The 19,323-nt window shown below is 40.2% G+C and carries 16 protein-coding genes and 1 CRISPR repeat array; of the genes, 5 read left to right on the forward strand and 11 right to left on the reverse strand.

The annotated features are described in order from the left end of the window. The first annotated feature begins 102 nt into the window (after positions 1-102). On the forward strand, positions 103-1,035 hold the full coding sequence (locus ACNAN0_RS10075; RefSeq protein ID WP_416353184.1) for an aldo/keto reductase: 933 nt from the start codon (positions 103-105) through the stop codon (positions 1,033-1,035). Between the two features lie 336 nt (positions 1,036-1,371). On the opposite strand, the gene ACNAN0_RS10080 is transcribed toward ACNAN0_RS10075, so the two are convergent. After that, positions 1,372-2,205: a glycosyltransferase family 8 protein gene (locus ACNAN0_RS10080; RefSeq protein WP_230913226.1), complete on the reverse strand. Its 834-nt coding sequence runs from the start codon at positions 2,203-2,205 to the stop codon at positions 1,372-1,374. 264 nt (positions 2,206-2,469) lie between these two features. Here ACNAN0_RS10080 and ACNAN0_RS10085 point away from each other — a divergent pair, with 264 nt between their 5' ends. Further along, on the forward strand, positions 2,470-3,366 hold the full coding sequence (locus tag ACNAN0_RS10085; RefSeq protein ID WP_416353185.1) for an SDR family oxidoreductase: 897 nt from the start codon (positions 2,470-2,472) through the stop codon (positions 3,364-3,366). Between the two features lie 233 nt (positions 3,367-3,599). Here ACNAN0_RS10085 and ACNAN0_RS10090 read toward each other — a convergent pair whose 3' ends face one another. Then, positions 3,600-4,427 carry a LysR substrate-binding domain-containing protein gene (locus tag ACNAN0_RS10090; RefSeq protein WP_416353186.1) on the reverse strand — a complete coding sequence of 276 codons (828 nt, stop codon included), beginning with the start codon at positions 4,425-4,427 and terminating at the stop codon, positions 3,600-3,602. Between the two features lie 112 nt (positions 4,428-4,539). Here ACNAN0_RS10090 and ACNAN0_RS10095 point away from each other — a divergent pair, with 112 nt between their 5' ends. Further along, positions 4,540-5,565, forward strand: coding sequence for a YeiH family protein (locus ACNAN0_RS10095; protein ID WP_416353187.1), 1,026 nt, complete (start codon positions 4,540-4,542; stop codon positions 5,563-5,565). Positions 5,566-5,592: 27 nt separating this feature from the next. Here ACNAN0_RS10095 and ACNAN0_RS10100 read toward each other — a convergent pair whose 3' ends face one another. From ACNAN0_RS10100 to ilvB, 3 genes are all read right to left on the reverse strand, one after another. Then, positions 5,593-6,375, reverse strand: a complete 783-nt coding sequence (locus ACNAN0_RS10100; RefSeq protein ID WP_416353188.1) for an ABC transporter ATP-binding protein — start codon at positions 6,373-6,375, stop codon at positions 5,593-5,595. A 217-nt stretch (positions 6,376-6,592) separates the two neighbouring features. Then, positions 6,593-7,615: a ketol-acid reductoisomerase gene (gene ilvC / locus ACNAN0_RS10105; RefSeq protein ID WP_416353189.1), complete on the reverse strand. Its 1,023-nt coding sequence runs from the start codon at positions 7,613-7,615 to the stop codon at positions 6,593-6,595. 101 nt (positions 7,616-7,716) lie between these two features. Continuing rightward, complete coding sequence (ilvB, locus tag ACNAN0_RS10110; protein WP_416354189.1) at positions 7,717-9,441, reverse strand: biosynthetic-type acetolactate synthase large subunit; 1,725 nt, start codon at positions 9,439-9,441, stop codon at positions 7,717-7,719. A 729-nt stretch (positions 9,442-10,170) separates the two neighbouring features. Between ilvB and ACNAN0_RS10115 the strand changes: the two genes are divergently transcribed. Together ACNAN0_RS10115 and ilvA are read left to right on the forward strand one after the other, a co-directional pair. After that, positions 10,171-10,863 carry a hypothetical protein gene (locus ACNAN0_RS10115; RefSeq protein ID WP_416353190.1) on the forward strand — a complete coding sequence of 231 codons (693 nt, stop codon included), beginning with the start codon at positions 10,171-10,173 and terminating at the stop codon, positions 10,861-10,863. A gap of 82 nt (positions 10,864-10,945) precedes the next feature. Beyond that, entirely contained in the window at positions 10,946-12,220 is a 1,275-nt protein-coding gene (gene ilvA / locus ACNAN0_RS10120; protein ID WP_416353191.1) for a threonine ammonia-lyase IlvA, read from the forward strand. 206 nt (positions 12,221-12,426) lie between these two features. Here ilvA and ACNAN0_RS10125 read toward each other — a convergent pair whose 3' ends face one another. The 6 genes from ACNAN0_RS10125 to cas9 all read right to left on the reverse strand — a co-directional run bounded on the left by ACNAN0_RS10125 (position 12,427) and on the right by cas9 (position 19,321). Beyond that, a complete protein-coding gene (locus ACNAN0_RS10125) occupies positions 12,427-12,663 on the reverse strand; it encodes a hypothetical protein (protein ID WP_416353192.1) in 237 nt (78 codons plus the stop codon). A 3-nt stretch (positions 12,664-12,666) separates the two neighbouring features. Further along, a complete protein-coding gene (locus tag ACNAN0_RS10130; protein ID WP_416353193.1) occupies positions 12,667-12,978 on the reverse strand; it encodes a hypothetical protein in 312 nt (103 codons plus the stop codon). Positions 12,979-13,025: 47 nt separating this feature from the next. Further along, positions 13,026-13,589: a CRISPR direct-repeat array (repeat unit 36 nt; unit sequence GGTCTTAACCTTATTGATTTAACATCCTTCTAAAAC). A 27-nt stretch (positions 13,590-13,616) separates the two neighbouring features. Continuing rightward, a complete protein-coding gene (csn2, locus tag ACNAN0_RS10135; RefSeq protein WP_416353194.1) occupies positions 13,617-14,096 on the reverse strand; it encodes a type II-A CRISPR-associated protein Csn2 in 480 nt (159 codons plus the stop codon). Further along, a complete protein-coding gene (gene cas2 / locus ACNAN0_RS10140; RefSeq protein ID WP_416353195.1) occupies positions 14,036-14,359 on the reverse strand; it encodes a CRISPR-associated endonuclease Cas2 in 324 nt (107 codons plus the stop codon). The genes csn2 and cas2 overlap by 61 nt, the downstream gene beginning before the upstream one ends. Then, a complete protein-coding gene (gene cas1 / locus ACNAN0_RS10145; protein ID WP_416353196.1) occupies positions 14,337-15,242 on the reverse strand; it encodes a type II CRISPR-associated endonuclease Cas1 in 906 nt (301 codons plus the stop codon). The genes cas2 and cas1 overlap by 23 nt, the downstream gene beginning before the upstream one ends. Positions 15,243-15,442: 200 nt before the next feature. Beyond that, on the reverse strand, positions 15,443-19,321 hold the full coding sequence (cas9, locus tag ACNAN0_RS10150; RefSeq protein ID WP_416354190.1) for a type II CRISPR RNA-guided endonuclease Cas9: 3,879 nt from the start codon (positions 19,319-19,321) through the stop codon (positions 15,443-15,445). Between the last annotated feature and the right edge of the window lie 2 nt (positions 19,322-19,323).

Consider the following 19,323-nt stretch of genomic DNA (forward strand, 5'->3'; position numbering starts at 1 on the left):
TGCTCTATACCTTTATTTTACCATGATTTAACGTTAATTTTCGATCAACGTTTTGCTTATTGATTTTCATGATAAACTATAATTATTGGAGGTAAAACTATTATGCAGAAAACAAATATTGGTCATAGTGACCTACTGGCATCACGTATTGGATTAGGACTCATGCGTTCTCCTGAACACAGCGCCACTGAAATTGCAGATTTACTTAAAGCAGCCTTTGACAATGGCATCGACTTTTTTGACAATGCTGATGTCTACACCAACGGTGAAGCTGAAAGACGTTTTGGTGAAGCATTAAAACTCTCAAAGCTTGCCCGAGAAGACATCGTTGTTCAAACAAAGGTGGGTATTAATAAAGATACGCAAACAGATAAGCGTTATGATTTTACTAAGGATCATATTTTGCAATCCGTCAATGGCAGTCTACAACGTATGGGGTTAGACTACATCGACATTTTATTATTACATCGGCCAGATCCCTTGATGGAGCCTGAAGAAGTAGCTGAAGCTTTTAATATTTTGCAAAATGAAGGCAAAGTTCGGCGCTTTGGTGTTTCTAATTTTAATCCGTTACAAGTTGAATTAGTTCAATCTGCACTGGATACTAAATTGGTCGCAAACCAACTCCAATTAAGTTTGATGCATACCGGCATGATTGATTTTGGCATGCACGTGAACATGACTGACGACCGTTCAGTCAACCATGATGGTAGTATTTTAGAATACTCTCGCCTCAAACAAATGACCATTCAAGCTTGGAGTCCTTTCCAATATGGCTTCTTTGCTGGCGTATTTATCGATAATCCAAAATTTCCTGAACTCAATGAATTGCTACAGCAATTAGCTAATAAGTACCACACTAATAAAAATGCAATTGCAACAGCTTGGATCCTTAGAATCCCAGGCAGCATTCAAGTCATCGCTGGGACAATGAATCCTAAACGCTTAGCACAAATTGCAGAAGGCGATCAAGTTAAATTAACTGCTCAAGAATGGTATAACCTGTATTATGCCGCTGGAAATGATTTACCATAAATCAGAGTGTGACGAAGGGTGGTTAGCTTCGGAACACTAACAAGAATGACGATAAATGGTGAACTTTCCATTTGAGACATGCGATGTTAGGCGAAGTCGTTGCCTTTTGGAACACGTTTAAAATAAAATTGTTCGTGAAATAATCGGGGTCGTAGACAAAACATTAGTTTTGTTCCGGCCCCGATTATTTAGTTGCACATGATTTAAAATCAAATTTTAGTAAAAAAAGTAATCCCTTTAAAACAAAAAACAGGCCAATCTGGTTCCCAGATCGTACCTATCCTCCTATGTGGCTCTAAACGATGTTATTTCTTAAAGTAAAAGCGTAAGCAAGCGTTAACTGACGTCAAGCTGGCCTTGATCAGGTTGCGCATATTGGTAATAAATATCTTGAATGTCTTGAAATTCATATTCTTTATGCCATGGTTTGATATGACCGCAGCAATGAATCAATGCTGGATGAGCCATTGCTTCTTTGATTTGAATCGCCATTTGTTGATCTTCTGGTTCCACCGCGTCAATCAAGAGATTCGTCTGGGCATTATAGCGCGGATGCAAATAGTACCATTGATCATACAAAATCGCATTTAGCGCATCTTGATCGTGATATTTACATTTATCGGCATTTTCTTGTGCAAATTCGATGACCCGATCACTAATATTATGTTTACGCCACTTCTTCAAGTCCACCAACAAGACTCCAGAATTGAAGTAACGGTGACCAATAGCTTCTGTCAATTGCATTTTCTCAAAACGCTCCAGATAGCCGGCATCTTCAACAGCCCCAATGATCTTATCACCTAAGTCCATTTCAAATAGCGGCTGCAGCGACTGATGGTTGATGATGTCCGCATCTAAGTATAGAACACGTTCTAAAGACTGATCTTGTAAAATTTTATCCATAAAGATCCGATAGTAAGCTGTCTTGGGAATCCGGTAACTTGTGCTGACATTACCAAAACAAGCTGTACTCAATTCTACAAATTCTAAAGTAACATTTGGCTGCTTAAAAACAGATTGCAAGTGTTTTACATCAGCAGTGGTCAAATCATTAGTGACCGTATAAAAAATTAATGGATTAGGGTTATTGCTAATAATTGAGTAGTATAACGTCTTCAGTTGAGGTAGGAATCCGGAGTTCACGGCAGTAAGTATTGCGATTGGTTTCATTTCTAATCAGCCTCCTAAGTAATTTCTAATCTAATTAAACCTGATTCGCCATAAAACTCGAAATCATCCTGAATAACCCTTTGGTAATAAAGGAATTCTATAAAATAACATAAGTATATTTATTTATTAAAAACGCATATTATTTATTATTTTATTTTAAAAGTCGCTTAGCCTAGCAAGTTTCCGCTGATGTAAACGTCTTTTTTCTATAAAGTCATTGATTCAGTTATGCTGGACCTATTCCAAATATTAGGAGGTTTTTCAATGACAGAAAATCGTAAGCTAACCGATCCGCGGACCATGTTCTATAGTGATTCTTTCGAAAAACAGGACCAAGAGGCACCTGCATTACAGCAAAAGATGACCCCTGTTCCTGATTGTGGCGAGTCAACTTATCAAGGCCATGAAAAGCTCTTAAACCGCCGTGCATTTGTGACTGGTGGCGATTCAGGAATTGGCCGAGCAGCCGCCATTGCCTATGCTAAGGAAGGCGCCGATGTTGCCATTCAGTATTTACCTGGCGAAGAAGCAGATGCCCAAGAAGTTAAAACTGCGATTGAAAACGAGGGTCGTAAGGCATTACTTTTACCTTATGATTTCCGTGATGAGGACGGCATCGATGGACTAATCGACCAAGTAGTTGATGAGTTGGGTGGTTTAGACATCTTAGTGCTAAATGCAGCGCAACAACTATCTCGCAAAAAAATTACCGAACTCGATATTCAACAAGTTAAAGATACTTTCCTAGTCAATATCGTGGCTATGTTTGCCTTAGTCAAAGCTGCCAAGCCCCACTTAAAACCAGGCAGCGCCATTATTACCACAACTTCTGTGCAAGGCTTCAATCCAAGTGTACATCTTATGGATTACGCCGCTTCTAAGGCAGCCATTAGTAATTTCACCATCAATTTAGCCCAAGAATTAGGCGAAGACGGCATTCGCGTTAACGGTGTTGCTCCTGGCCCGATTTGGACACCACTACAATTGGATCGGGGTCAACCACAAGATGCTATTCCTGAATTTGGGCAAGACTCACTGTTAAAACGTGCAGGTCAACCCGTGGAATTAGCCCCCGTTTACACGTTCTTAGCTTCAGATGATGCCAGTTATGTCACCGGTCAAATTTACGGCGTGACCGGCGGCGAACCCATTAATTTATAACAGAGCGTGAATGAAGCAGGTTAGTTTTGGAACACTAACACAATTATGCAGATGAAGCGTCAGCTTCAGCAAATAATTAGGGTTAGGTGACAAAGGGTATACCAACACCAATATTTAGCGTTCAAAAAGAGCGCGTCGAAACAAAAGCTAATTTGTTTCGACGCGCTCTTTCCCATGTATCATTTAAACTTTTAAGTCATATCCAGTCGCTGAGCGCTTTTTGTCACACGTTCTTATGCTAAAACTTCAGCTTGCCAGGCTAAAATATGTTTTTCAATATCCGCCAACTCCTCATTCAAATGTCCCCGACTGAGTAAATAAAAATGGCGCTGATACTTGTCTGATAAACGGACTTGTTTCACATTGTGCGGCACAGCCTGCTTAGAGATGACCGTTTTACCAAAGCCCTGCTTCAATAACTGTACGATCAATTCATTGCTATTCACATACATAATTTGCTTCGGCTGGATATCTTTCTCCTGTAAATAAGCACGCGTAAAGTGCCCAACGCCCGACCCAGCTTCACGTATCAACCAGATTTGACTCTCTTTATCTCCAGCCAGCACCAATTGATCCAGGCCATAATCGTTACGCTTGACGCCAGCTTCAACAATGGGCTTTTCAATCAAGCCAAAATCCAATTCATGCTGCTTGATTTGCTGCAAGATGGTTTCTGAATTAGCCATGTGGATCGTTAATTCAACATTCGGCATCGTTTCACTTAATTTATAAACGATTTTAGGCAATACATAGATAGCGGTCGTGTGCGAAGCTCCAATTCTAACCTTGGTTTTCTCACTTGGAATCTCCTGCCGCATGGCGTCATCAATACTTTGCCAATCATCTAATAACCGATTGACCCGTTCATAAAGAATTTTGCCTGCATTTGTTGGGTAAACGTCCCGACGCCCACTGCGCTCAAATAATTTTTGGCCGAATTGTTTCTCTAATTGTTGGATATGCACTGAAACAGTCGGTTGTGCAATAAATAAAGTTTTAGCAGCCAACGAAAAATTTTGTGTTTCAAAGACGGTTTTAAAAGTGCGTAATTGGTTAAACATGCTTCCCCCGGCTTTCTATTACATTACATAATATAATCTATCACAATTATTTATTTCCGCAATGAAAACATCTTTGCTAAACTACTAATATCAACTAAACGGAGGATCATTTATGAAAAAAATACGCGTCGTATTGCCAGGATTATTGGTAAGTTTACTAGTTGCAATTTTTGCTCAAATCGTGGCGAAATTCTTGCCGAACCTTGGGGCAGCAACAATTGCCATCCTACTTGGTATTGTACTGGGCAATACCATTTTGAAACAACCAATCTTACAAGCAGGAACTAAATTTTCTGAAAGTAAACTACTTGAATATTCAGTCATGCTACTAGGGGCAACAATCACCGTCCAAACCATCACCCATATTGGTTGGCACGGTGTGATATTCATTGTTTTCCAAATGGCGATCACCGTCATCGGTGCTATTTTTATTGGCCGCAAGCTGGGCTTTGGTGAAGGTGTCACTTTAATGATGGCCGGGGGTAACGCTGTCTGTGGTTCCAGCGCTATCGCATCAATCTCACCAGTGATCGAAGCTGATGAAGATGATAAGGGTATGGTCATTACCCTAGTCAACTTACTAGGCACGATCTTGATGTTGACTTTACCATTCGTTGGCATTTTATTTTATGGTCATAATTTTGTCCTTAAAGGTGCTTTGATTGGCGGCACGTTGCAATCCGTAGGTCAAGTTGTTGCCAGTGCCAGCATGATCAACCAAGCAACGGTCCAATTTGCGACATTATTTAAGATCATGCGCATCATGATGCTAGTTTTTGTAGTTTTTATCTTTGGCCGCATGCATCAAAAACAATTACAAGCTCAAGTAGAAACAGATGCCATTATCAGCGGCAACGCTAGTCCTAAAAGTAAAGGTAAATGGTTACCTTGGTACGTCGCTGGCTTCTTGATTTTTTGTGGCATTAACAGCTTAGTAACCCTACCATACTTTGTTAGCTATGGGGCACATAGTTTAAGTTCTTGGTTTGAAATTATCGCATTAGCTGCTATTGGCCTACGTCTTAACGTGGCAGCTTTTCTCAAGGCCGGCAAAAAATTTGTTCTCTATGGGTTAGGGGTCGGCACCATTCAAGTTGTCGCTGCTCTCATTTTAATTGGATTACTATTTCACGCTTGATGCCTTAGCGACACACACAGAGCTATCTCAGCCAGGATAAACAGCGACGCGCTCGCCGGCCAAGTCCTGCAATTGAATTTGATGTTGGTAAAAATCTGACAGTACTGATTGGGTTAACAAATCAGCGCGTTGGCCGGCACGAATCACTTGGCCTTTTCGTAATAATAAAACGTGGTCGAAATCTGGTAAAATCTCTTCCGTATAGTGGGAAACCAACAATAAAGCCGGGCTATCTGGCTGCTGCGCAATCTGGCGAACTCTAGTCAGTAATTCTTCACGGGCAAACAAATCTAAGCCATTACAGGGCTCGTCTAAAATCAAAAGTGCGGGATGAGCCATGAGTGCGCGCGCAATCAAAACTAATTGACGCTCGCCTTGAGATAACACCGCATAAGGCTTACCCAGCAATTTGGCACCCCCCAGATCAGTTAAAAGCTGCCGCGCTTGCGCCATCTCAGCGGCCGTGGTTTCTTGGTAAATACCAATCGTTGCAAACTTACCAGATAATACAATTTGATCCACGGACTCCCAAGCATGGAGTTGATCTTGGAGTGCCGTACTGACCCAACCAATTCTGGTCTTTAATTCAGGAATATTTACATGGCCGAATTGACCACCCAAGACTTCTAACTGCCCTGTTGTTGGCCAAAGATCCCCGTGAATCATCTTCAATAGCGTTGTTTTACCTGCGCCATTTAAACCTAAAATCGCCCAATTCTGTTTCACCGCGACTGTCCAAGAAATATGATGCAAGATCTCCCTTTGACCTCTCGTAACCGAAACATCTTGAAATTCTAAAATTTTATGCATTTTTTCACCCACTTTGTAAAAATATGTCTTAAATAAAGACCCCCAGGAATTAGATTTTTTCAGTCTAACTTCTGGGGGTCATGCCTTGTTTCCAAACAATATCATCCGAATTGGGCTACTAAAGATAACGGCCGATTGTCTCGACTGCACTCATCTCGTCAAAGTTTAGGGGGGCTTCAACAACGATTTAGATACCCATTAAAAACAAGTACTTTGATTATTCAGCAACCGGCGTGCTATATTTATCGGCTTCTTTAACAAACGGCATATGTGCGCGTAATTCTTCACCGACTTCAGATAACTTAGAATGGGCCGAACGTTGGCGCATTTCATATAAGCCTTTGAAGTTATTGCGATAGTCCTTCATAAACTCTTTCGCAAATTTACCATTCTGGATATTCTCTAAAGCTGCTTTCATCGCATTTTTAGCTTCAGGGCCAACAACTTTAGGCCCAACAACATAAGAACCATATTCAGAAGTATTGGAACAATCAGCATACATCTTGTTAAAGCCGCCTTCATAGATCAGGTCACAGATCAACTTCATTTCGTGTTGGACTTCGAAATAAGCTAATTCTGGGGCATAGCCAGCTTCAACTAAAACTTCAAAGCCGGTTTCAATGAGCGCTGTGATCCCACCCATTAAGACATTTTGTTCACCAAAGAGATCTTCTTCTGTTTCCTCTTTGAAACTTGTCTTTAATAAGCCGGCACGCGCCGCACCATTAGCTTTGGCGAATTCTTTGGCTAAATCTTCAGCATGGCCAGAATAATCTTGGTAGGCCGCATATAATGCTGGAACACCAAAACCTTCCTTGTATGTACGACGGCACAAGTTACCTGGTCCTTTAGGGGCCATCATGACAACGTCAACATCCTTAGGCGGTACAATTTCTTTGTAATGGATATTAAACCCATGAGAAAAGCCTAAAACATTGCCAGCCTCTAAATTTGGCGCAACTTCATTTTTATAAACATCTGACATGACTTCATCTGGCGTTAACATTTGGATCCAATCGGCCTGTTTGGCAGCTTCCGCAACCGGATAAACATCAAAGCCATCCGTTTGGGCTGCCTTAAAAGATTTGCCGGGACGAACGCCGACAATGACGTCAAACCCAGAATCTCTTAAGTTATTGGCTTGCGCATGACCTTGCGCACCATAACCAATAAAAGCGATCTTCTTACCTGCCAAATAGTTGGTGGTTACATCCTTGTCGTACAACATTTTTACTTTCATACTAACGCCTCCATATTTTTTTATAGAAATTTATATGATCAAGTCAAATGTCTAATACATAGCATATGTAGAAACATTTAAACGTGATACCAGTTAAGTAATCAATCATCAACGCCCATCATTTCATTATTGCCATGACCAGGCGCGATCATTGGGTAGACCTGTTCGAACGTTGGGATCGGTACATGAATCAGAAACGGTCCAGGTTTCGCAAAAATCAAGTCTAATTTGGCTACCAAATCATCTTGTTTTTGTAACGTTTGATAACTGATATCATAAGCAGTTGCTAAGACTTCAAAATTAGGCTGCTGTGGGAACATCGAAGCTGAATGGTGCTGCTGGTAAAATTCATCTTGCCATTGACGGACCATACCAAGAGTTTGATTATTTAACAAGACGATTTTAATATTCAACTGCTCAATAGCCAGAACTTCTAATTCTTCACTCGTCATTTGAAACCCACCATCGCCGACAAACAAGACGATGGTTTTATCAGGGTGGGCATAAGCAGCCCCAATGGCAGCTGGAATGCCAAACCCCATCGTCCCTAATCCACCAGAAGTAACTAATTGATTTGCCATTTGATAAGGATAAAACTGTGCTGCCCACATTTGATGTTGACCCACATCCGTCACAACAATTGCTTGCCCTTTTGTGACCGTTCCCACCGCTTCAATGACTTCTTGTGGTTTCAGTTTGGCTTCAGCCTTATGATAATGGTAAGGATGATCCAAATGTCTTTGCTGACAAAGCTGCAGCCAAGATTGCCACTGTTGGAACTCTGGCGCTAGGTCAGCTTGCAACAATGCTTGTAAGGCCAAGTGGGCATCTCCAACAAAGGGCAGATCCACGGGTACAATGCGACCAATCTCATTGGCATCAATATCAACATGAGCAATCTTTGCATTCGGGGCAAATTTCGCCACATTGGGTACTAAGCGGTCATCAAACCTCGCGCCAATGTTTAATAAGAAATCACACTCATGCAAGGCCATGTTAGCAGCAAATTGACCATGCATCCCAGCCATACCTAAGCTAAGATCACTCGTCACTGGCACATTACCTAGCCCAAGTAAGGTAGAAACAACGGGGACATGCCAACGAGTGACAAACGTTCTCAGCAAGGCGCTGGCTTTAGCAGCAGTTACCCCAGCACCTACGAGCACCACAGGTTTTCGAGCAGCTTTTAAGCTTACCAAGATAAGTTGTACTTGCTGGGTTTGTTCCAACGACAAAGCCGGTTGAGATACCAACCTTGGCTGTCGATGAGCTAAGCAATCCTTTTGGATATAGCATTTCGTCCCCATCACATCTTTAGGTAAGTCCACTAAAACGGGTCCCTTACGGCCGGCCTGAGCTAATTCAAAAGCTCGATCCAATATCGTCGGTAGGTTTTCCACCGAAGTAACTTGGAAACACGCTTTAGTAATTGGCGTCGCCATTTTAACGATATCAAGCTCTTGAAAGGCATGAGTGCCAATGGCTGACGTGGCAACTTGTCCGGTAAAAACAACCAGCGGTACAGAATCAAGCATCGCATCCGCGATCCCCGTCAATGTATTCGCAGCACCTGGACCACTTGTAACACAGACCACCCCAGTTTTGCCGCTCGTTTTCGCATAACCTTCAGCTGCGTGTGCTGCCGCTTGTTCATGACGAATCAGAACATTATGGAAAGCAGTTGTGTAAAAACTATCAAAAACAGGTAGAATCGCGCCACCGGGATAACCGAATAATAAGTCCACCTGATGCTGAATCAACGACTGCACCAAAATCTCTGCTCCAGTTAATAACTCTAAATTTGAACTTGGTTGTTTCTCCAGCATCTGCCACATCAATCCCTTCTGTAAAGTGTCCTCACTTGTCACAATTCAAATCAAAATGAAATTATTATTTAATATTTCAAATAATATTCACATTTTATTCATCAGATAAGCAAATCTAAATTCGAATCCTCTCGCTAATCATTATGGACAAATACCCTATGTAAAAGGGAATAACTCATAAAAAATAAATTTGAAGTTGGTTCAAAAACGATTAGTTAAAAATTAGAATTAGATTTGCTCGTGCTGATGTCCAAATAAACTATACTCATTTTTCGTATCTGTCAACCACAAATTTAATAAATAGGGGAATTCCCTTATTTGCTAGCTTAAAATGGCCTTATTTTAGTGATCAAGGCCGTCTAATCCACTGATACAGCTAATATAGACCGATAAATTTTATACCTAAAATAAAAATTGACACAAGAATATTTAATTGGTATATTAGCTTAAAATTAAAAATTAATTAAAAGCAAGTTTGGTGAGAGTAAATGATCAACTTCTTCAAGAGAGTCTTGGGTCGCTGTAACAAGACAGAAGTTTTTCATCGAAAGTTACACCACACGCATCGATCTTAGTCGATCAGATGCACTTCGCGACTTTATCAGGTTTATCTGATCAATGAGGCAAAAGTCGATACTGATTTTTGCAAACTAAGGTGGTACCGCGTGATAAACGCCCTTTAATTTAAAGATTAAAGGGCGTTTTTGCTTAAGAAAGGGATGTTTTATGATGTCAGCACATATTATTCCAGCCGCATCAAATGCGCTTATGATCAATTATCTAGAATCTCAGGGCTTTAAGGACGTGTATCTTGATAGTAGTTTGGTGACAGCGCAGTTATTAGGCAATTGCAAAACGACTACATTAGAGGCGGCGGCATACGTGAGCTATGTTCAATACATGGCCCGTATCACTGATATGGCTGTCATCTCCGATGGTGATTTTAATATCCAAACTCCCAGCGAACTCACGCATTATGTTGGTGAACTCATAGCCAGTGGCTGTCAAAGCGTCATCATTAGTGATGCTGATTGCCAAGACGATATTCGTATATTTGAAGCAAAATTGATTGCTGCTTTAGCAGGCGTTTCAAACAGCCAATCCCAAATTATTGTGAAGTTAACTGGCTTCGCAATTTACGGTTTAGCTGGCTTGGAAGGCCGAATTCGTGTGATTCAAAATAACAATATTGCCGCCATTTTAATTAGCAATATTACGAACATTGATATTCCGGTGATTCAAAGTATCCAAACATCAATCGCCATTAACTTGATCATCGACAATCCTAATATTAACTACGCAGGTGCCGAGCAGCTGAAACCAACTGCGATTCTGGATAGCTATAATGTCCGCCGCGCACTCACACGTTCAGCTGAAACCATGAGCCAAAACATTATTTTCAAAATGTTTATGGGCCGTTGAAGCCATCTTGTTAATTTAAGGGTTGTCTACATCAGGTAGGCAGCCCTTTTTAATTATAAAAAAATTCAAAGGATGTGATTAGATGCAATCATCAAAAGTAAAAACACAATTGACCCAACAAGATATCTTAGCTGCTTATAAGGTGTTGCAACCTATCGTGCGTCACACACCGTTACAATATAATGCTTATCTGTCCCAAAAGTATCATTGCCAGGTCTACTTAAAACGCGAAGATCTACAGACCGTCCGCTCTTTCAAAATTCGTGGTGCTTATTATGCCATCAGTCAGACCCCAAGTGCCGTACGTCAGCGAGGGGTCGTCTGTGCTAGTGCCGGTAATCATGCTCAAGGCGTGGCCTGGACAAGTGCCAAATTACATATTCCGGCTACCATCTTCATGCCAACCACGACGCCAAAACAAAAGATCGATCAAGTTCAATTTTTCGGTGGCACACAGGTGACGATCAAACTGACTGGCGATACTTTTGACGAAGCCAATTCAGCGGCTCAGGAATTCTGTGCCGCCAACCAACAAACCTTTATTGCACCATTTGATAATTTAAATACCATGGCTGGGCAAGGCACCATTGCCGTGAAAATATTCGCCGATGCCTTAGAAAAGCAGCTCTCCGTGGATTATTTACTGACAGCCGTGGGCGGTGGTGGCCTGCTTAGCGGCTTAAGTACTTACACCAAGGCGGTGAGTCCTTCCACCCGCGTGGTTGGTGTGGAACCTTCTGGCGCTGCTTCAATGGCTAAAGCCTTTGCTGTGGGTCATCCAGAGCCACTCAGCATCATGGATAAATTTGTCGATGGTGCAGCTGTGCGTACGGTTGGTGAGTTGACCTATCGCACCTGTCAGACTTATGTGGATCGACTCGTGCAAGTTCATGAAGGCCAAGTCAGCACAACTTTATTAGAGTTGTACAGTAAAGTCGCTTTAGTCGCTGAACCAGCTGGCGCCTTGAGTGTCGCCGCGCTAGAGAATTATCAAGACGAGCTTCAGGGTAAAACGGTAGTGTGCGTCATCTCTGGCGGTAATAACGATATTAATCGTATGCAGGAAATTGAGGAACGCTCCTTGCAGCATCGTGGGTTACAGCAATACTTTGTGGTAAATTTTCCCCAACGTGCTGGTGCTCTACGCGAATTCGTCAATCGCGTCTTAAATCCTGACGATGATATTACCAAATTTGAATATACTAAGAAGGTCAATAGTGGTAGCGGCCCTGTATTGATCGGTGTTCTGTTGGGACAAGCTACTAACTTAAAAGGCCTTTTACAACGTATCTATGAATTTGACCCCAATTATATTGATCTGCACGAGAACCAAACCCTTTATCGCTTGTTAGTTTAGAAGTATACGCTTGAATAACATTATAAAAAGGCTTGCCTAGGGATAACCCCCAGACAAACCTTTTTGGTGTGGCAAATTGTTTTCTTCCTATTATATAGAAATCATCTTAGTTTAAAGGTAGATCATCCTGACCGCCCTGTTTAGAACACGTAATCTTATTGATTTAGCATCCTGCTGAAATACCAAATACTCAATTAAAATACTTCTTAAAATTGTGCCAATACCAGTTGATAAACATCATTAATTTGTCCTGAAGTTAGATTAGGATCACTAATTGAACTTTGATAAATAATATGTTGCAGATCATCCCGTGTGATATATGCTTGATTAATACTAAGTGATTGAACTTGACCAATAATATTAGATATTAGATCCTGCTCAGCCTGATCATTAACATAAAGGTGTGCCAATTTAGTAATATTCGTTGTCGTTAAAGCAATCATTCGTTAATTGTCATTAAACCATCGATCAAGATCCGGTTGATCGGCACTATTAGAAGTATTTAAATTATTTAACCTATGTCTTGTGATTTGCTCTTGTTGACGCTTCAATTTAAGATTTTCACGTAATTCTTGTTCTTGCAGCTGTACCGCCTTGCGCTTCATTGCTGAATCGGTGTCACGGTTATAAATGTCACTTTTTAATTTATGCTGAATTTTATTAAATGAACTAAATATAGCATAAAAGATAAAGATGATATAGCCAACCAAAAGTAGACCAACTGACACTATAATTAATAGAAACACGGCATTATTCAATATGATCCCTCCTCACAATAAATCTTTAAATAGATGATCCGTATACTGATCTTAACCTTATTGATTTAACATCCTTCTAAAACGCCGTTGATTATCAAAACAGTGTTGAAGTTGGTCTTAACCTTATTGATTTAACATCCTTCTAAAACGCCCCTTGGCAAATACAACTTCAACTGTTCGGTCTTAACCTTATTGATTTAACATCCTTCTAAAACTAACACCAACACCGTTGGCTAAGTCGTGTGGGTCTTAACCTTATTGATTTAACATCCTTCTAAAACATTGATAAGTGTGTTTGTTCATCATAATGTGGTCTTAACCTTATTGATTTAACATCCTTCTAAAACCAAAAATTGGGGCTAGAAAGATTAACTGAGGGTCTTAACCTTATTGATTTAACATCCTTCTAAAACTGATGGTGATGTAACTAATCTTTCTTTAAAGGTCTTAACCTTATTGATTTAACATCCTTCTAAAACAACATGGTGTTTGATGAAGCAATTCAAGAAGGTCTTAACCTTATTGATTTAACATCCTTCTAAAACCATTATTTATCAACGATAACTTGAATATCAGGTCTTAACCTTATTGATTTAACATCCTTCTAAAACCGTTTTTTTCTCATCAAAAAACCATTTTTACGGTTGCCAATCAACAAAGTCTTGATCAATAAACGTGAATTCACAGTTCTTATAAAAAACCTTAGCCTTTAATTCTGTGAATTCAATTAGAACTAGCGACAGTCCCGTTTCATTAACTAGCGAGGTCAAATCTGCGAAACTACGTGTATCCAAGTAATGTGCCACATTGGTTAACGCAATATAACTACCAAGCTCGCACTCTTGATGAACCTTTATAACTGACTCAATTATACCATACGGATCATTCAAAACAGCGGTATCAAAGTGGACTTTGCAGAAGTTGATTGCTTTTTTTAAGTCAAGATCCATTGAAACTTGTAGAGGAAGATCTACCATAAATAAATCATATTGAATGACATTATATAAATCCTGGATGGCTGCGATCGTCTTGACCCGATCAGTTTCATTGAGCTTTGTCATTGTTGTTTTTGAAACGGCGTCAACATATTTCTTGACGTTAAATTCAGCATCAGCCACATCGCCCAGCCAATCAAAAAATGCATATCATTGTACTGCTTCTCTGTCAGCATTAACGATTGCACCAAGCCATTTCGCGGTAAGTAGGTTTTGATTCGGGCCTCCGCAAATTTAGCTGACTTGCGATTCACACATACTTTAACGTAAACCGAATACTGAATCATCAAGAAGCCTTCATTGATCAGTGCCTTCCGGAACTTGCGATAGTTTCTACGTTCGTCAGCTGTTTCCACTGGTAAATCAAACATGATCATTAATCGCATGATTCGATACCTCATCTAAAAACCCCATTTCTATCTCTAATGCATCTTTACTTTGGCTTAAATAGGCTAAACAATTTCGAACATGCTCAGTTAGCGCATTTCTCAACAACATGTGCTTACCATTAAAACTAATTTCTAAATTTAGTAGTCTTACCAAGCCATATTTGATATCAGGTGTTAATTCATTAAATTTCTGATTCACGACCCACCAATCAACAATCGGCCGGAATGGTTCCATCAAATCCGAGCCCAAATTAAATTGGTTCTCATTGCTATGATGATGAATGCCGATAAAAGTAAGATACCCGTTGGCAGCAATTTCCCGATCAATGCAAGACAAAAGAATTGCGTAGCCATAATTCAACGCTGCATTAATAGCTGAGCCATCACGCCTGGAAAATTTATCCGCAAACAAAATTGGAAAATATTTTCGCGCCGCTACTGCTTCCTGATTCGTTGGATCATCAATTTCCAATTGGTCAAGTACTGCCGCTATCGGTGTGACGTCCTCGTCCTGCATTTTCAAAACGGCAATCTGAAGTTTAATTTTACTTTCAACGATTTTAGTCCAAATAGTTTTGATGCGTGCGTTATCCCAATGACATTGTTTTAGGATCAGCTCCCTGGTGCGATTATTGGGATAATAACCCACTGTTTCACAAATCGGTTGACCGGACCCATTTGTAAAGAGGACTTTTACTTGATTCTCTGCCAGCTGACTGACTAAAGCAGCCGTGATAACTGCCTGAGTCGTTTCAATAAGTACCAGATCAATATCTTCGATGGGTATCTGATTGATGCCATCCCTTGTCTGCACGATCAGCGCCCTAGCGGAATAAGATAGCTTTGCATGCTGTGTAATAATAACTGATCTCCAGCCCATAATACGTCACTTGCCTTTCTTCTAAAATTAGGTTATATTGAAGTTGTCGGATAGCTACCGACACTTAACCTTATTGATTTAACATCCTTAAGTTAAAATCAAGCAAAGCGCTTGGCGCAGAGTTTTCCCTTTTGACCCATTATATGGGCATACATATTTTAGAAAAGCGAGATCGTTACAATGACGACCTCGCTTTTTTGTTACAATTCAGAAATTTTTACACTTCGTTCAAACAAGCCTGTGATTGATTGATAAACCAACTTGGCTTCCGAAGATAAAACGATGCCGCTGCCACTTTGCATCTTTCCCAATGGTGTCTTAATGTCCAATACCTTAAGATCCGCTGTTGTTCCATTAGCATGTAGCCCAATTAAAATTCTTGTCAGCACAGTTAATTTTCCTACCGTTACTAATTTATCGCCCGTATAGACATCTTTGATTGGTAAGGCTGCAAATTTTGAACGGCCGTCATTGAGCCCCTTTCTAAATCGATTGGTGTCATATAAAGAAAAATACTGATTGACTTTTGCTAAAATTTCATCATAAACACCCATCAGTGCGTCATCGGTAACGGTATCTCGCCGGTGCTTGTCCAAAACAAGTAATGATTTCGGAGACAAAACAAGCTGTCTGGCATTGTGCTTGTACGCAGCACTACCCAAGGTATATTTATCAGTGCCATCAATAATCAGTTGTCCATATAAAACCCGCGGCAGGATGACCTTGAAATCATCACTGACTTGCGCCTTAGAACCCCTTTTTCGGCGCATGAATTGTGGGGCTAATACTTCCTTAAGCGTAGCTAAATAAGCCTCCTGGCTGATTGCTTGAGCAGCCTTAATTTTAGGTAAAAAGCGCAAAGGGATCCCGACTACTTTAAATTTATGCTTCACACTTACAATTGCCATATAAGCATCGTTATTACTGCTATGGCCGCCGTAGAGCTTAGGATCTTTCCCCTTAGCAATGGGAATCAACTTACTTTTAGCGGCCAGCGATTTAGGATAAATCGTTTGGTTAAATAAGGCGCCATTCTCTTCTGAAACCTCATGCGAGATCAACATAAATTTATAGTTATAGATCTGCTGCAATAACTTTAAATTTTTAGCCTTGTCCCAAATCAGCGCACCATCCATATTTTTAATTTGCGCTTTAGTAGCTAACTGACCGACAAAGTTAAAGTTCCAGTGATCTTGACGATCGTCAGTATCTAATAACTTTCTAAAGTCACCATAAACAAAAGCCGGTCGTAATTTAGGATAACGTTGATATAAGTAGTGCCCCAGCAATGCCGTTAAATAAGCGTCAAAGCCGTGGTGATAATCATTCACTTCTCGGACTTTGACTAAATGAAATTGGGCGCGTAGCTGTGAATTCAATTGAGCGCGAATCTCAACAATTTTAGTCCCCTCACCAGCATAGATATTATCCAGGATTTCAGCTGTTAACCGGATGACTTGTCGTGTTTCAACAAGTTGGCGATTGATGAAGCCCCGAACTTCATACTTTTTGAGGGCATCTGGATCAGTTAATAAATTCTTTAATTTATGCTGGGAAATCAAGCCGGCATCTGCGAGTTGTTTCCAAAAGCTGCCCATTTTTTGACCATATGCTTTGAGTGGTACCCGGTCTGACTTCGCATTATTAACAGCTTTTTGAACCAATACTCGGTTATTTAGCTCATCATCTTTCAAAAACGATTGTGGCAGAATATGGTCGATCTCATAATTACTGATATTGTCAATATCGAGCGGTGTTCCAGTATACATATCTTTCCCCAACTGCGAAAAATACAATAAATACCGATCACTAAGCTGTCTTTTATTCGCAAATCTATTTAATTCAGACCTTAAAGTTTCATCTGCCAAATTTTTAGCGGTGCCTTCGAAAATGGCCAGCATCTGAGCGTACCTAGTTTTTGTTCGTTGCGGATTCTTATCCTTACCTCTGGCAAACTCAGTGGCAATTTTTGCCGGTGCATACCCAATGGCCTGAACAACATCTTGAACGACTTTGATCACTTGCCGAATGGCTTTTTTATTTTGTGGCGAAGTGAAAGTGTCTGCCAAAATAGCTTCTAAGTCGTCATTGTTCAATGTTTGATGGTTGGCTGCTTTTATTTGTGCCGATATTTCAGGATCAGACTTAGCCTGCATGAAATTTTGATTCGTATTCCAAAGAATATCCATAATCGATTCACCGTTCTCATTATGAATCCCAGTTAATAACTTTTTAGAGAATCGACCCCAGCCGCGAGTCCGCATGGTAGAAACTTCTTGAATTTGAGCCTCATTCAACCACTTAATTTCTTTTAACTTCGCCACAAAAATCTTGCGGTCTTCGAATACAGTGGACCATTCAACCATATTTTCGAAGTCAGCGCGATAATCCATTTGATCAATTTTATCTGGAAAAATCGCTTTTAGCTTATGATAAGTTGATAAGGTATTATCAAACTTCTTGGGATCCGCCAGTCCTTCAACTAATGGTGCCGTCAGGTATTTCCCAGAGCTGACTAAAAAATTTTGTAGATTTTTGACGGAAACATGATTTTGTTGCTTAAACAGACCTTCAAAGATCTGTTGTTTTTCGGGCACACTTAATTTTTGATGGTTCACTCTAATGCCATTGAGAGTATTGAGCACTTTATATTTTTGGTAGAGTAAACTTTCATCAGGTAAAACATCTTCGGAAATAAGATAGCTATCTTTATTGGTCATTCGGCGAATGAATGCATTGGCAGATGCCTGACGATCAACTTTCTCATCAAAGTTCCAAGGCGTGATTCGGCCGCTTTGTTTACGACGCATCCAGGCAAACTCAGCACCAGATGTTTTTTTCTGATCTTCGGCCGTTATCAAAGGGCCAACATAATATGGCACTCTGAAAGCAACTAATTCATCTAATTTATACTTTGCAGTCTGCTGCCGTGCTTTGTTAGGGTTAAGTTCTGCTAAAAATGGATAGTATTGGCGCTGATTTTCAATGATTTGGTCTAATTCAATTTGGTGTAATTGATGTGGAATGACACCATTAGCCGACGTCCGCTGTTTAGGCATAAACTGCTCTAACTCGATATCAGCGAGAATCTCTTGAGCAAGCTCTGAATCATCTAAGTTCTTTTTCACATCACTATAAAAGTCTCCCTGATTAGTTACATTCTTACCATCTACCGAGTTGACATATAATGCATAAGCAGTTTTTAACGCACTAGCTCGTTTCGCATCCACTGAATCAATCAGTTGCTTATATTTTTCCAAGTCTTTATGGTGCTTGTCATATTTGGCAATCATTGATTCAGATAAGCCCATATTCTCAGGGACAATCGTCGTCAGTTTGACCTGACCACAGATATTTCTCAAAATTTCAATAATTTCTAATTCATCATTATTAAAGTCATCCGAAATTTTATCTAGATTTGAATCGAACGCTTCATCTGCAAAAGATAATTGCCATTCTTTCGCATCGTCGACTGCCTTATTTAAGATGATATTCAGCTTAAATTTATATTCTAAAAAGGCATTGATTATTTCGGTCGCAATACTTTGTTGCCGTTTTGCCAACTTTTTATCCGACGCAAATTCAGCTAACTGACGCTTTAGTAATTTCTTACGATCCATTCTTCTGGTATTCTGATCAATCAGTTCCGCTTTAATCTGTACTGCGTTGGCAGCATCAATTTGAAAATCAATCTTAAGATTCTGAAATAATGTGTTCAATCTTTCAAATTGACTAGCCAAAGCCATATCATTCACTGAGAACTGACTTACTGGTGCATTACTCAAAAAATTACCGCGATACTTTATGATATGATGCATCGCTAAATAAACTTCACGAATATCAAATTTATGTTTCTCCGTCATTAACGCTTGCCGCAGATGGTAGATGGTAGGATACTTCTTAAAAAATTGCTCATCCGTTTGATCCGGAAACAAAAGTGAGCCCTTGAATGCTTTACGCGCATCCGAATTGGCTAAATTTGAATTTTTCAATCGGCGCAGAAAATTTGAATCCACTTCAGCTAAATGGGGTGCGAAGATCTCATCTAGCAACCCCAGCCGCCACTTACGCCGACTAATCC

Source organism: Agrilactobacillus fermenti (assembly GCF_047943045.1).
Taxonomy (GTDB): domain Bacteria; phylum Bacillota; class Bacilli; order Lactobacillales; family Lactobacillaceae; genus Agrilactobacillus; species Agrilactobacillus fermenti.